This window comes from Psychrobacter sp. K31L (assembly GCF_017942195.1).
Taxonomy (GTDB): Bacteria; Pseudomonadota; Gammaproteobacteria; order Pseudomonadales; family Moraxellaceae; genus Psychrobacter; species Psychrobacter glaciei.
Map to the genome: position 1 here is coordinate 415559 of NZ_JAGKSC010000002.1, position 13939 is coordinate 429497.

Here is a 13939-nt window from a genome sequence, read left to right on the forward strand (position 1 = left end):
AGTGACAATACAACACCTTTACCGTTCAATTACTGATTTCACTGAATTGCTCATTAGATAATCGTACTCACTGATTGCAGTGCTAGAACAAAAAAACTGGCCACGTTAAGCCAGTTTTTGATTACTTCACTGTAAGAATTAGCCTTGCTTAGAACCACCGCAATCAGATAAAGCTTTAAATAAAGACAACCCTAAAGCCTTAGCTAAATTAACAGGAACGGCGTTACCAATTTGCTTATATTGTTGACTAGTACTGCCAGCGAACGTCCAGTTATCAGGGAAAGTTTGAATTCTAGCGTATTCTCTTACTGTCAAAGGGCGAGTTTCGTCAGGATGACAACGCTCAGTCTGGTTCTGTGCAGGAGAGCAAGTCAATGTTAAACTGGGTGCATCCCAAGCAAGCCTTCGCGCCATCCCTGTCTTGCCGCCTCCAAGATAATAGCTTTTTTTCATATATGCTTTGGCAATCTCTTCCGGCAAATCTCGCCAATAACCACCGGCAGGTACAAGGTCTAACACCACTTTTTTCTTTTCAGGGTATTTCTGACCTTCAGACTGTGGTACATCTGTATCGTATAAAACACCTTTTTTCAATCCATCTGCTAACGTATACTCGCGCTCTTCAGGCTCAGGCCAATGAAAATTGATACTGTTGATCAAGTCTTTACGAATTGCCACTAATATCAAGCGCTCTCTTTTTTGTGGCACTTGATAATACTTAGCATGTAGTAACTTAGGTTCAATGAGATGGTATCCGATATCATCAATAACTTGTTTAATAGTTGCAAGCGTTCTTCCTTTATCATGATTTAGCAACCCTCTAACATTTTCACCAACCATGATTTTCGGACGGATTTCTTGAACAGCACGTGCAAATTCAAAAAACAACGTTCCTCTAGTATCTTCAAATCCGCCCTTGCTACCTGCATAAGAAAATGCTTGACAGGGAAATCCACCAGTTACTAAATCGATTTTATCGCGATAAGTAGTAAAATCAACTTCTTCTATTGGGGATTCTAATACTTGCCAATTTGGACGATTATGGCGTAAAGTTTGACATGCCCATTTATCTTTTTCATTAAGGAATACATTATTAAAACCTGCTTGCTCTAATCCCAAAGCTAAGCCACCTGCCCCTGCAAACAGCTCAATACTACTCAGGGCATTACGATTGATTTCAACTTCAGGCATACTTTTTTTGTCCATATCTGAATGGAGTCTATCAACATCATCAAACAATGAAATCTGCTGCAATATCATCTCCATTTGAAGTCAGTAAATCCTTCGTAAGTAGCAAAAGACGTTTGGTATATAGATTTGAGGATATCGACATCCGTTCTACCTTCCATCAGCTCTTCAATAACCGTATTTTGAATTATGCTATCTAAATTGGTACTTTCCAATACATCATTTATTACACGAGGCAGAACCTGACAAATCTGATAAAAAGCATCATTTTGTCCTGTTGCTAAACGATAAAACTGATCTATTGAAACTCTACGAATATTATCTCTACTTTTACTAACACTATTAAGGCTAATTTTCCAAGGTATGTTTTGACTACGCTTGGCAATTACTTCAACTAATAAACAAACTGATTCCGCATCTTCAATCAGTTGATCTTGCATTTTCATGTAGGTTTTCTGACTGGATGATGAATTCATCGTATTGTGTTTATTCTTCATTTCGACATATATTTTCTTAGATTGATTAATGACATCAAAACCTTGTGATGGTACGTGCCATCCATCAATATAATGAAAAATATCTTGATGAAAATAACCAATATGGTTGTTGTTAGACTTATCAAGCTGTCTAATCACTTCACCTTCGATTATCTCTTCCCATGACTGCTGATAAATACGAGCATCAAAAGTCAACTTAATCGGATCAATGATATTTTTACGAAAATCCCTCAGGCAGATAATAGCCCGATACTTTTCAACAGTAGATTTAACATGATTAAATAAATCTTCATCATCAATAAATGTTAAGCCATATTGCATATTATAACCCTTATCACAACTGCAGCTCACTAATATCAGCCACGGTTAAGAATAAAGCTCGCACTTGCTTAAGCAACGCTAAGCGATTGTTCTTTAGTGCAGTATCTTCACTGTTGACCATGACATTGTCAAAGAATTGCGTCAACGGCTCGTCTAAACTCGCTAGCGTTTGCAATACTTGCGTATAGTCAGCCTGCTCAAGCAATGGTTGCACCGCTGTTTGTGCTTGCTGCACACTCGCATATAGACTTTGCTCAGCAGGTTCAGACAACAACGCTTCATCGACATTATCAGCGACGCTTACCTCTGACTTGGCTAAAATATTGGCAACACGTTTGTTCGAGTCAGCCAACATCGATGCTTGTGACAATTCGCTAAATGCTTGTACGGCACGAATACGCTGGTCAAAATCAAGCGGCATATGCGGGTTAATCGCTTGCACTGCCTGAATCGTATCGACGCTAACGCCCTGCTCTGTATACATCGCACGATAGCGTGAGTTCAAGAACGCCATTACTTGGGTAAACGTATCACCCATTTTGGCAATCTTGCTACCATCGCTCGTGCTATAGCCTTTGATGGCTTGCTCAACCAGCGCTACCAAGTTAATCGGTAGCTGCTTCTCAATCAAAATACGCAGAATACCAATAGCAGAACGACGTAAGCTAAACGGATCTTTTGAACCCGTTGGTGCTTGGTCAATGGCAAAAATACCGACGAGCGTGTCCAAACGATCTGCTAATGCTAAGCAAATACCAATTGGCGTCTGTGGTAAAACGTCACCACTGAACTTGGGCAAATATTGCTCTTCTAAACTTGCCGCGACTGCTTCTGGCTCATCATTCAAACGCGCATAATATGTACCCGCGATACCTTGTAATTCAGGATACTCGCCAACCAATGAGCTTGCCAAATCTGCTTTGGACAAAATACCTGCACGTACCGTTTCATCGATACTAATCTCGCTACCTTGTTGTTGCATTAAGGCGGCGATAAATGCAGCAAGCTTGGCAATGCGCTCAGATTTTTCCCAAATCGTACCCAATTTGTCTTGGAAGACGCGAGTTTTTAGGCTTTCTGTTAGTGCAAATAATGGCTGCTTTTGGTCTTGTAAGAAGAAAAACTCTGCATCAGCCAAACGTGGACGCACGACTTTCTCATTACCTTCAATAATTTGATTCGGGTCTTTTGACTCAATATTGGTAATAAAAATAAAGTAAGGCTGCAACTTGCCGGTTTTATCTGTCAGGCAAAAATACTTCTGATCCGCTTGCATAGTAGAAATAAGCGCTTCTTGTGGCACTTGCAAGAAGCGCGCTTCAAAGCTTGCTCGTAAGGCAATCGGAAAATCAACCAATGCCGTCACTTCGTCTAGCAACGCTTGCGGAACAATAGCATCTGAGTTGACTTCATCTGCCAATGCTTTGACTTGATTTTTGATCAGCATTTGACGCTTGTCAAAATCAGCAACTACTTTTAAGCCACCTAGTAATTCTTCATAGTCATTGGCATGACCAATGTTATGGTAGTCAGGGCTGTGGAAGCGATGACCACGGGTTTGTGTTCCTGTCTGATGACCTTGGATGGTCGCATCAATGACAGCATTATCCTGCATCAATACTGCCCATTGTACTGGACGAACGAATTCATTACGGCTAGCGCCTGAGCGCATACGCTTAGCAATAGGTAAGTTATCAAGCGCTGTTTGGAAAATAGCGGGCAGCAATTCAGTCGTCGCTTGACCCTGAATGGTTTGCTCATAACCGATATAATCACCTTTATCGGTGTTAATCGTTATCAGCTCACTGGCCTCAATACCCAAGCCTTTGGCAAAACCCATCGCTGCGCGCGTCGGATTGCCCTCTGCATCGAATGCTGCTTTAATCGCAGGACCACGTTTTTGCTCGCTGCGATCTGGCTGCTTATCGCTAATACCCTGAATTTGAAGCGCCAAACGGCGCGGCGCGGCAAAGGCTTTGATACCATCGAAGCTGATACCTGCTTCAGTCAATTGTTCAGTGACACTTGCTTGTAGCGCGTCACGTAGTGGCTTTAGGCTTTTTGGAGGTAATTCTTCACACCCCAGTTCAAATAGAATAGTACTCATGGGATGCTCCTATTTATTATTAGTAGTAGTTTGATTGTCATCTGTATTTTCAACGGCTTCTTCTTTTGGCAAATACTTATCGAGCGCTGCCTGACGATGTTCCTCGTCTGCTAATGGAAAGCCTAACTTGGCACGTGCTTCAACATAACCAATAGCAACCTTACGAGCAAGCGTACGCACACGTAGGATAAAACGCTGACGCTCAGTCACTGAAATAGCACCGCGAGCATCAAGTAAGTTAAAGGCATGTGAGGCTTTTAACACCATCTCATAGGCTGGTAGTGGCAAGCCCTCGGCAACTAGCTTATCCGCTTGCTGCTCATAAAAATCAAACATCTGACCCATCATCGGCACATCGGCGTGCTCAAAGTTATAGGTAGACTGCTCAACTTCATTTTGATGAAAGACATCGCCATAAGTGACACGACCAAACTCACCATCTGCCCAGACCAAATCATAAACGCTATCGACGCCTTGTACATACATCGCCAAGCGCTCAAGACCGTAAGTGATTTCGCCAGTGACTGGGAAGCATTCGAGACCGCCCACTTGCTGGAAGTAAGTAAACTGCGTCACTTCCATACCGTTTAGCCAAATCTCCCAACCAAGTCCCCACGCACCTAGCGTTGGTGACTCCCAGTTGTCTTCGACGAAACGTACATCATGCACCAACGGATCGATACCAATAGCTCTTAGCGAGTCTAAATATAGCTCTTGGATATTAGGTGGATTTGGCTTTAACACTACTTGGAATTGATAGTAATGTTGCAAGCGGTTTGGGTTATCGCCATAGCGTCCATCAGTAGGACGACGTGACGGCTGCACATAGGCAGCATTCCAGCGCTCAGGACCTAACGAACGCAAAAATGTCGCCGTATGGAAAGTACCTGCACCGACCTCCATATCATAAGGCTGCAAGATAACGCAGCCTTTGTCAGCCCAATAGTTCTGCAAGGTTAGGATTAAATCCTGAAAAGTCATCGGTTGAGAGTTTTTCGCTTCAGTTGTCATAGTTTGAGTTGTCATAGTTTGGGGCATCATAATAAAGCCACTGTGGAATTAGTATTAGGGTCTGTTGAACAAAACGTTGATAGCACTCGTACAGCCTACTCGGCAACGACTCTATTTGTCTGCTCACCTTACTAAAAAATGACTATTTTATCCATATTTACATCAACTAAATTTATCAAGCAATCAAAGAGACACCCTAAAAATGGTGCATATTTGCTCATTGAGCACTAGAAGCTTCATTGACGAAACCATAAAGGGAAGCATAAATGACAAAAAAATACCCAAATGCGTGAACATTTGGGCAGGAGGAAAAGTATGTCTTTGGTATCCTGATTGATCAGGCTTTTTATTTTTTAGTTAAACTTTCACTTGCAAAGTATAGCTTTAGATCTTAGAACTGGTTTACTGATACGATTCATTTGTTGCTTTGGGCATGATTATCCATAAAATGATATAGATTAATATGCCTGGTACTGCTGCACTTAATGATGAAATAATTACAAATAACACTCTTACCCAAGTAGGTGACCAGCCGACATACTCTGCGATGCCGCCCATCACACCTGCTATCATGCGATTATTCTGTGAGCGATGTAATTTTGCTAATTTAGCCAAATCAAATACCTCTTTAATATAGTTTTTCTTTTGCTTACTTTTGATTTTATATAAACACTTACTATTAAGAACACCTACTACTAAAAACATTTACTATTGAAGATGCTTATTCTTAAAAATGCTTAGCGTTCTCAACTTATGAATAATTATAGCAATGTTTATAAGTTAATCTGTTGAGTATGTAGACGTACTTTGTGAGTTTATGCTACCTAAACTTGCCCTAACCTGTCATAAGGCCTCGTAAACCCCTGATTTTAAATAGATATTTCAAAATGTTTCAGAGCGCAGTTTATTTCTACAACCTTACGGCTTTACTACAGTGACTCTAACCTTTTGATATTCCAATAAATTATGACAAATGGTTAACATGCCCATAAAAGCGAGGGAAATATTAAGTTATACAGAGTAAATTTGGTAGATTTACGGTATTTTTCTGAGCATAAAACGGCTGTTTACAATAACCTACCTGTAAGTCTGGACAAACCTTTATATAGTCGGTTCAACATAATGTGGATACAGATAAGGATAGCTATGTACGAGACGGGTTTAATGATTGGGCATTTTGAACCGCTCCATTTGGGGCAGATGCGCAGCATATTGGCAGCGGCAGGACAAGCAAAGACCTTGCATATCGTCATAATGGCACACCCATCACCGCATGCCGATTTTAGTATCACCTTACAAGACAAAGCGCGTTGGTTGCAGATGGCTTGTGCAGACTTGCCTTTTGTTCGTATTCATACCACTCATGAGATTGAGCTGCCTCTACATGATGGCTTCGTTGATGTGACAATCGATATTTCCTCCAGTAATGCCAAATTACAACGTTTGACAGAAGTGCTCAACTTGCCCGCAGAGGCAGTATTATTTGTCGCAGAAAACCATCCATTGGCTCAAAGCGATGTTTATGAGCAGTTATCGATACCAGTCGTCACTACCCCGCTACAGCCTGAGTTTGATTCTTATGCCATCGCCCGTGATCCCGTAGCGCACTGGTCAGCGCTGCATCCACAAGCACGTGGGGACTATACCAAGACCGTTGCCATCGTTGGTGGTGAAAGCTCAGGCAAGACGACACTGGTGCACAAGCTTGCCAACTACTATGGCGCTAGCTTTGCATTGGAGATGGGACGACTGTATGTCGGTACGGATTTGGGCGGGAGCGAGATCGGGCTACAATACAGTGATTATGCACCCATTGCGCTCCATCATGCTCAGGCGATACGAGAAGCAGCAGCTAGAGCGACTGCGCCTGTCACTATTATTGATACTGACTTTGTGACCACTCAAGCATTCTGTGAAGAATATGAAGGTCGCACGCATCCTTTCGTCGCGGCTTGTATTGGTGAGTTTCGCGTAGACCATACGATTATGCTGGACAATAATACGCCGTGGGTTGACGATGGCATGCGCTCATTGGGTACGCCTGAGGCGCGTGGACGCTTTGAGCAGCGCCTCGTCGACATTTTTTCCCGTCATGATATTAAGCCGCATATGGTTGATCAGCCTGATTACGATGCACGCTACCAGCAAGCGTTACTGCTTATCGATCAGCATGTTTATGGTAAAAACTCTTAGAATAAAAAACATACCCAAAATTCATGGATTTATAATAATATTGCGGCTGTCAGTGTCTTTTATCAGCACCTTGTTGATAGCCATATTCATTTTAGGAAAAAACAGTTATGCGCATTCAGCTATTAGACAATATTACTGGAAAATGGGCGCTGCAATGGATCATAACCTGGTTCATTTGTGGCGTTATTGCGTTATCCGCAGGTTTTTGGCTCACCACAGACCACACCACGCTTGATTGGTTTTATTTGGCTGTCTCATTTATCGGTCTGATATGCGTGGTATCGCTGTCATTCCGAAAAAACGTCATGGGCAATGGCTTTGGGATGGGCGCTACCGCTGGCGAAGTCGTGGTACAAGCCACTTCCGGCGCAGTCGGCTTGATGCTGGCACCGTTATTTAACTTTTTTACCCATGTCTACGGTATTTTTTATTGGTCAAAGCACACTGACCCTGATGGCGATATGATACCGAAGTCTGCTAGCAAAGCGGTTTGGTTAATTACCGCCGTATTTATTGTTATCGGCTTGGTACTCTTCCCCACCGTCAACGACTTATTGGCCAACTACGGCTACGCGGTCGTAGAAGACGATAGCAGTCTATTTTTAGGTTTCATCTCCTTCTTTTGGATTAACGTCATTGCTTTTGTATTGTCTATTACTGCGCAAGCCGCGATGATTCTGCGTTATTCTTTTAGCTGGTGGTTATGGATTATCGTCAATTTTGTTTGGCTGATCGTGAATCTCATGTCGGGCAATTATATTTTTGCTATTCAGACCATGGTTTACCAAGTAAATTCTTTCGTTGGCCTATATGAATGGTACCGCAGCGAGCAACTATCCGCATAAAACATATTGGCTCAAAATGAACCCATTTGGCATCGTTGGCATAATCTATTTTGACTGTGCGGTTTACCAGATAATATGGTAGATTGCACAAATTAGTGCTACAACTGGTAGTCGTCAGTAGACTCACGCATTGAGCTACTACTAGTCATTCATTTACTAACACGGAGGTTAGTATGTCTCGTAATCGTCAACAAAAGATGTCTAAGCGTACTCTTGAGCAATGGCTCAGTGAATATTCGGTCAGTCATCAAAACCTAATCAACAAAAAAATCCATTGGCTGTGTGTCCCCACTATTTTTGTTAGTCTATTAGGAATGGGTATGTCACTGTCAGTCTGGTTTACTTTGGTACTTAGTGCCTTAGTACTCTTATTCTATATGAAACTCTCGACGCCATTATTTTTGGCAATGGGGATTTTTATTCTCATTTGTCTATCAGTGATGACCTTATTACCTTTAAGTTTCAAGGTTTGGGCAGCTGTTTTTGTTGTAGCTTGGATTGCCCAGTTTATTGGTCATAAAGTCGAAGGCAAAAAACCGTCATTTCTTAAAGACTTACAGTTTTTATTAATCGGTCCAGCTTGGGTCGCCAACAGTCTTATGCGACGTAACTAGAGCGTGTCACCATTTAGCGCATTCAATTATTTATACAACGACTGACTTATACTTTGAAATAAAAAAACGCCGTCCAGCAAAATTGCTGGACGGCGCTTTTTTATGTTTATCTCGCTAAATATAGTCAAGGAATTTTAGAATCGCTACAAGGCGGCCGACCGCAGATAGTACACTGAGTACATCTAGGATAGGTAACACCGTAGCGGTTTAAAAGTGCTCTGACTATAATAGATAAACGCAATGGTTTAACCAAATAATTTCATCCGCTCTTCAACAGGCATGAACTCTTTATCACCTGCTGGCTGCTCGATACCACCGAATACCATTTGTGCAGTCAGATCCCAATCAGCATCAATACTCCAAGTGCTCGCAACTTTATGGTCAATCACTGGATTGTAATGCTGTAAGTTAGCGCCGACATTAATGCTAGCAAGCCCTGTCCAGATTACATACTGATGCATAGCACTGGTGTGCTCTGCCCAAACAGGGAATTTATCGGCATATAATGGCGCTCCTTCTTGTAAGGCTCTCACTACTTTTTGATCTTCAAAGAATAGAATCGTACCTGCGCCTGCTTTAAAGCCGTCGATTTTTTGCTTGGTTGGCGTAAACTTTTCTTCATCACCAACGATACCACGTAATGCTTCTTCGGTCATATCCCAAAGCTTTTGATGATCGTCACCAAACAACACGACGATGCGCGTCGATTGTGAGTTAAATGATGATGGCGTATGCAAAATAGCATGCTCAACCAATTTAACCACTTCTTCTTTTGCAACTGGTAACTGATCATTCAATGCATAAATAGAACGACGTTTTTCAGCCAATTGCTGCAATGCTTGTAGATCTGACGTATTCGACGTATTTGACATAGGATAGTACTCCGAATTATTAGTATGTATTTAATATAATGAGCATAGAGGTTCAATAAACATGGCTCATCAATCCCTTCAAAAATTTTAATTTTTCAATGTGATTTATTATAAGAAAAAATGGGCTAAACTCACACTTATTTTTGTAATAAAAACTTAATAATTAAATAAATTATGAAAGTTTTATTACACAATAAAATTTTTAAAGCTGTTAGGCAGTTCTCGGGTAACTCAGGAAGATAAGCATTTTAGTTTAGAATCAACCTCACCAAAACCCTTACGACCGTCTTTCCAGTCGATGATGGATTGCCCAGCCTCTTCTTTTTTAAGATGATTTGGTGTGCTCATGGTTTGGTGTACTCAATGACGGCACTCTCAAATTTCACCCATAAAAAAAGCCCCACAATGAAGTGAGGCTTTAGTGCTCTAAACGAGCCATATTTGGAGCGGGAAAAGAGATTCGAACTCTCGACCCCAACCTTGGCAAGGTTATGCTCTACCACTGAGCTATTCCCGCTTAAATCAATTCGCAATATCGCTAACAACTTGTTAACTACTACGTCTCGATAGGCTGGCTATTCTAGCAAATATCCTGCGTGTGTCAACAGGTTTTTTCATATTTTTCATCAGCATTGCCACTTTTAATTTTTATTCGAGAGCATATTTATCATAAATGATTGATATTGCAATCAATACAGTCATTGCAGCGTTTAAAACTATTTTATAAAGTAATAGGAAAATCTCTTCTATTATTCCTGACTCTTTCATCAATTCTGAATATGACCATTCACTAACTATTATTAGTAGTACTACATCGTACTGCTTTATGACGATAAAAGAATAAAAGTTACGCTATTCTCGTTAATATTGATTCCACTTACAATCATACGCTGTATTGTTACTTTTTCTGCCTTGGTTTTAGGCTGTTAACATTATTATACTTATGGCTTGTTACCATTCAGGTAAAATTTCAGTGATTAAGTAGATTGGTAGACGGTAGTAAAACTTCAATAATAAACTGCCCTTCTATCCGCTCTGCTGTTACTGGCCTACTCCGCTATTACTAACTTTGTTTAACTTTACTTTTTATCATTTACAGCGAGGATGTTTATCATGAGAAAATTGCTTACCACCACCGTGATGGCCGCGTCATTGTCGGCACTTACTTTGACTGGCTGCACCAGCACCACCAACAGTGGCGCGGTCGGCGTCGATCGTCAACAGCTACTCTTGGTCTCTAGCGAGCAAGTACAGCAGCTATCAGCGCAAAGCTATAATAAAAACTTGCAAGAAGCTAGCAAACGCGGTGTGCTCGACACCAATAAAGCTCAGCTCAATCGTTTAAAAAATATTTCTAACCGCCTCATCGGTCAAGTAGGCGTATATCGCCCTGATGCAGCTAATTGGAAATGGGAAGTACATACCATTAGATCCAACGAGCTGAACGCCTTTGTTATGCCGGGTGGCAAAATTATGTTTTACTCTGGCATTATTGATCGCTTAAACCTCACGGATGATGAGATTGCCGCGATTATGGGTCACGAGATGTCTCATGCCCTGCGTGAGCACTCACGTGAGCGTCTCTCACGCGAGTATGCTACTCAGACCGGTATCGGCGTCGCAGCAAGTATCTTTGGTCTATCACAAGGTCAAGCTGATCTAGCGAACGTTGCTGGAGATTTAGGTTTGAGTCGTCCACACAGTCGCACCCAAGAAGCTGAAGCCGACCAAATCGGTCTCGAGCTAATGGCACGCGCAGGCTACAATCCTCAAGCGGCGATCAGCTTATGGCAAAAAATGCAGCGCGCCAGCCAAGGTGAGCCACCACAGTTCTTAAGTACTCACCCAACCAGTAGCAATCGCATTAGCCAATTGCAAGCATTGATGCCTAAAGTGATGCCGCTGTATCAAAAATCACGTCGCTAATAGCTATTTTAGCTAGTAGTTACCGGCTGTCAGCTATCAATGTCTTACATAGAGGTTGATAGCTTACCAAAAGCAGAGTATAGCCCATGGGTTGCGCTCTGCTTTTTTGTGTTTTTGGCGCAGAAGCTGGCTGTATTATCTTAAAACTGTCGCATGTGCTATGGTCTATCCAATAGCTTTCTGTACAGTTGTCAGCGTCTGTTATAATGGTCACCACACGGTCTCAAATATTGCTTCAAAGCTTGCTAAGCAACACAAAACAAAGGATTCTTATGAGTACCCACTCACCCACTGCTGATGCGCTCCAACATGAGCTACAGGTATTACAACCACAACATATCGAACTGATTAATGAATCGATGAATCATTCTGGTTACTTCGATGGTAAAGAAAGCCACTTTAAACTGACTATCGTGAGTGACGCTTTTGAAGGCAAGCGCTTAGTAGCGCGTCATCAGCTGGTATATGGCTTGGTTAATGCTTTATTGACCTCTCAGGGTGGTCAGGTACATGCCTTAGCGATTCATGCTTTTACGCCAATCGAATGGCAAGGTCAAAGCCCTGATAGCCCGCTATGTGCCGGACAAAATAAAGCTTAGATATACTTTAGCTGACGAAGTTTTAGTTAAATAACAATCATAAAAATACTTTGCTCACGGTGTGGTGGCTATTTAAAAACCGTACATCACGTGACTTTTTACAGACTTACAAATTGCGCCGTTAAAGGAAATGACATCCAATGAAACATTTACATATGCTCATGGCAGTATTGGTGATTGTGCTATTTTTATACCAAAGCTATCTCGCATTAAGCGCCAATATACGAGCGCCGCGCGTGGTCAAAATAGCCACCCATGTCCTCTATGCGCTGCTCATCCTATCAGGGGCTATAATGCTGATGCAACTGATGAATGCCAATGCGCCTGTACAATGGGTATTCGCCAAAATAATCTTACTCGTGGCGGCTATTAGTGCCAGTATAAAAGCCTTTCAAACTCACGCGACACCTGGTCAAACCAAAACTGGCATTCTTATCGCTGCCGTGGCTTATATTGGTATTGTATTACTGGCCTTTAGCAAACCTGATAATTTATTTTGATCGTCACTTTATATCTGACTGATCTTAGATAGAACGATTGCGGCATGAATGGCTACTAGGGAGTGTATTTTTAATATCTTAATTCCAGTATTTTTGCTATCTTAAATAAATACAATGCCTTGCATGCTCGTTATTAAGAACAGAGGTTTGCAAGCAGATGACTATAAGCAAAGCAATCACGATAATTTTACTTAAAATCGCGACAACGCCACATACCCTCAATTAGCCCTATGGAGCCATTATGAAAACTTTTACTATAGCGACACTATTGGCATCAGCCGGCATGTTGGGTCTCTCAGGCTGCGCTTCTACTGGCAATATCACGCCGCAATATGTGCCGCCAAGCACTTATCAGAGCTATGACTGCCAAGCATTGAGCCAAGAGTACGTCCGTGTCAATCGCTATGTTGACGCCACTCGCAATGAGCAATCAACCTTGTCCGCTTCGGGTGTGGGTGTTGGGGTTTCTGCAGGCCGCTGGGGCATCTCACCGAATATCAGCTTTGGTGTTGGCAAAAGTAACAATACCAAAGCCCGCGATGCCAAGTTATCACGGCTTTATGGCGAGCGTGATGCGATTGTCCAATCGGCGCGTATTCAACGTTGTAGCTTTGCCAATGGTGTTAAGATTTATGGTGAGTAACATTAAGCAAAAGCTGTTTAAATGATTAAGATGGCGCGACCACACAATGAAAAAGCCAATATGCGATCTGCATATTGGCTTTTTTAACGACTTTTATCCCACCTAACAAACATAATCAATTGAGCGATCAGCGTAAGCTTTGCACCCATTGGACGATTTGATTGCTAGGTAGCGCACCTGACTGACGCGAGACCTCTTTGCCGTTTTTGAAGGCCACCATCGTTGGTAAACTGCGAATATTATAGGGAGCTGCCGCCTGCTCATATTTATCCGTTTGAACTTTGGCAAAGACCACTTGAGGCAGCTGACCAGCAGCGACTTTGAACTCTGGTGCCATCATGATACAAGGCTGACACCAGCTCGCCCAAAAGTCTACGATGGTCAGTACCTCATTTTTTTGGATGACTTTATTGGCTGTTTGCCCATTCAGCTCATGCGGACTTGCTGTCAGTAATAGCTGACTACATTTACCGCATTTCGGTGCAGCGCTTAGCCGTGCAGCAGGTACACGGTTGGTTGCTTGGCAATGGGGACAGACCAGATGAAAACTTTGCTCACTCATCATATGATTCCTATTCTAATTATTTTACGGTCTCGAAAATTCGACTTTGATATTTTTAACT

At 42.0% G+C, this 13939-nt stretch carries 14 protein-coding genes and 1 tRNA gene; 7 read left to right on the top strand and 8 right to left on the bottom strand.

Going from position 1 to position 13939, the window contains the following annotated elements; genetic code table 11:
- Positions 1 to 138: 138 nt before the first annotated feature.
- The 5 genes from J5X94_RS04900 to J5X94_RS04920 form a co-directional block, all read right to left on the bottom strand.
- Positions 139 to 1254: a DNA cytosine methyltransferase gene (locus tag J5X94_RS04900; protein ID WP_228293160.1), complete on the bottom strand. Its 1116-nt coding sequence runs from the start codon at positions 1252 to 1254 to the stop codon at positions 139 to 141.
- A gap of 2 nt (positions 1255 to 1256) precedes the next feature.
- A complete protein-coding gene (locus J5X94_RS04905; RefSeq protein WP_210540439.1) occupies positions 1257 to 2006 on the bottom strand; it encodes an Eco47II family restriction endonuclease in 750 nt (249 codons plus the stop codon).
- Between the two features lie 13 nt (positions 2007 to 2019).
- Positions 2020 to 4113 (bottom strand): glycine--tRNA ligase subunit beta, encoded by a 2094-nt coding sequence (gene glyS, locus J5X94_RS04910; protein ID WP_210540440.1) that lies wholly within the window; start codon positions 4111 to 4113, stop codon positions 2020 to 2022.
- Between the two features lie 9 nt (positions 4114 to 4122).
- Complete coding sequence (glyQ, locus tag J5X94_RS04915) at positions 4123 to 5094, bottom strand: glycine--tRNA ligase subunit alpha (protein ID WP_210540546.1); 972 nt, start codon at positions 5092 to 5094, stop codon at positions 4123 to 4125.
- 432 nt (positions 5095 to 5526) lie between these two features.
- Positions 5527 to 5739, bottom strand: a complete 213-nt coding sequence (locus J5X94_RS04920; protein ID WP_010201518.1) for a PspC domain-containing protein — start codon at positions 5737 to 5739, stop codon at positions 5527 to 5529.
- A 507-nt stretch (positions 5740 to 6246) separates the two neighbouring features.
- Here J5X94_RS04920 and nadR point away from each other — a divergent pair.
- The 3 genes from nadR (at position 6247) to J5X94_RS04935 (ending at position 8776) form a co-directional block, all read left to right on the top strand.
- Positions 6247 to 7317 (top strand): multifunctional transcriptional regulator/nicotinamide-nucleotide adenylyltransferase/ribosylnicotinamide kinase NadR, encoded by a 1071-nt coding sequence (nadR, locus tag J5X94_RS04925; RefSeq protein ID WP_210540441.1) that lies wholly within the window; start codon positions 6247 to 6249, stop codon positions 7315 to 7317.
- Positions 7318 to 7424: 107 nt separating this feature from the next.
- Complete coding sequence (gene pnuC / locus J5X94_RS04930) at positions 7425 to 8162, top strand: nicotinamide riboside transporter PnuC (RefSeq protein ID WP_201592121.1); 738 nt, start codon at positions 7425 to 7427, stop codon at positions 8160 to 8162.
- 173 nt (positions 8163 to 8335) lie between these two features.
- Positions 8336 to 8776, top strand: a complete 441-nt coding sequence (locus J5X94_RS04935) for a DUF962 domain-containing protein (RefSeq protein WP_010201522.1) — start codon at positions 8336 to 8338, stop codon at positions 8774 to 8776.
- A 245-nt stretch (positions 8777 to 9021) separates the two neighbouring features.
- Here J5X94_RS04935 and J5X94_RS04940 read toward each other — a convergent pair whose 3' ends face one another.
- Both J5X94_RS04940 and J5X94_RS04945 read right to left on the bottom strand, forming a co-directional pair.
- Positions 9022 to 9648 (bottom strand): nitroreductase family protein, encoded by a 627-nt coding sequence (locus J5X94_RS04940; RefSeq protein ID WP_210540442.1) that lies wholly within the window; start codon positions 9646 to 9648, stop codon positions 9022 to 9024.
- A gap of 442 nt (positions 9649 to 10090) precedes the next feature.
- Positions 10091 to 10165, bottom strand: a tRNA-Gly gene (locus tag J5X94_RS04945).
- Positions 10166 to 10761: 596 nt separating this feature from the next.
- Between J5X94_RS04945 and J5X94_RS04950 the strand changes: the two genes are divergently transcribed.
- From J5X94_RS04950 to J5X94_RS04965, 4 genes are all read left to right on the top strand, one after another.
- Positions 10762 to 11574, top strand: a complete 813-nt coding sequence (locus tag J5X94_RS04950; protein WP_189585530.1) for a M48 family metallopeptidase — start codon at positions 10762 to 10764, stop codon at positions 11572 to 11574.
- A gap of 272 nt (positions 11575 to 11846) precedes the next feature.
- Complete coding sequence (locus J5X94_RS04955) at positions 11847 to 12173, top strand: BolA family protein (RefSeq protein WP_201592111.1); 327 nt, start codon at positions 11847 to 11849, stop codon at positions 12171 to 12173.
- A 140-nt stretch (positions 12174 to 12313) separates the two neighbouring features.
- Positions 12314 to 12673 (top strand): SirB2 family protein, encoded by a 360-nt coding sequence (locus J5X94_RS04960; protein WP_210540443.1) that lies wholly within the window; start codon positions 12314 to 12316, stop codon positions 12671 to 12673.
- Positions 12674 to 12914: 241 nt separating this feature from the next.
- Positions 12915 to 13316, top strand: a complete 402-nt coding sequence (locus J5X94_RS04965) for a hypothetical protein (RefSeq protein WP_010201538.1) — start codon at positions 12915 to 12917, stop codon at positions 13314 to 13316.
- Positions 13317 to 13443: 127 nt separating this feature from the next.
- Here J5X94_RS04965 and trxC read toward each other — a convergent pair whose 3' ends face one another.
- Positions 13444 to 13878, bottom strand: a complete 435-nt coding sequence (gene trxC / locus J5X94_RS04970) for a thioredoxin TrxC (protein ID WP_210540444.1) — start codon at positions 13876 to 13878, stop codon at positions 13444 to 13446.
- Positions 13879 to 13939: the final 61 nt, after the last annotated feature.

Excerpts from the sequence above, each read along its gene's own strand:
- J5X94_RS04905 (WP_210540439.1), bottom strand. The coding sequence starts at position 2,006 with ATGCAATATGGCTTAACATTTATTGATGATGAAGATTTATTTAATCAT.
- glyS (WP_210540440.1), bottom strand. The coding sequence starts at position 4,113 with ATGAGTACTATTCTATTTGAACTGGGGTGTGAAGAATTACCTCCAAAA.
- glyQ (WP_210540546.1), bottom strand. The coding sequence starts at position 5,094 with ATGACTTTTCAGGATTTAATCCTAACCTTGCAGAACTATTGGGCTGAC.
- nadR (WP_210540441.1), top strand. The coding sequence starts at position 6,247 with ATGTGGATACAGATAAGGATAGCTATGTACGAGACGGGTTTAATGATT.
- pnuC (WP_201592121.1), top strand. The coding sequence starts at position 7,425 with ATGCGCATTCAGCTATTAGACAATATTACTGGAAAATGGGCGCTGCAA.
- J5X94_RS04935 (WP_010201522.1), top strand. The coding sequence starts at position 8,336 with ATGTCTCGTAATCGTCAACAAAAGATGTCTAAGCGTACTCTTGAGCAA.
- J5X94_RS04940 (WP_210540442.1), bottom strand. The coding sequence starts at position 9,648 with ATGTCAAATACGTCGAATACGTCAGATCTACAAGCATTGCAGCAATTG.
- J5X94_RS04950 (WP_189585530.1), top strand. The coding sequence starts at position 10,762 with ATGAGAAAATTGCTTACCACCACCGTGATGGCCGCGTCATTGTCGGCA.
- J5X94_RS04955 (WP_201592111.1), top strand. The coding sequence starts at position 11,847 with ATGAGTACCCACTCACCCACTGCTGATGCGCTCCAACATGAGCTACAG.
- J5X94_RS04960 (WP_210540443.1), top strand. The coding sequence starts at position 12,314 with ATGAAACATTTACATATGCTCATGGCAGTATTGGTGATTGTGCTATTT.
- J5X94_RS04965 (WP_010201538.1), top strand. The coding sequence starts at position 12,915 with ATGAAAACTTTTACTATAGCGACACTATTGGCATCAGCCGGCATGTTG.
- trxC (WP_210540444.1), bottom strand. The coding sequence starts at position 13,878 with ATGAGTGAGCAAAGTTTTCATCTGGTCTGTCCCCATTGCCAAGCAACC.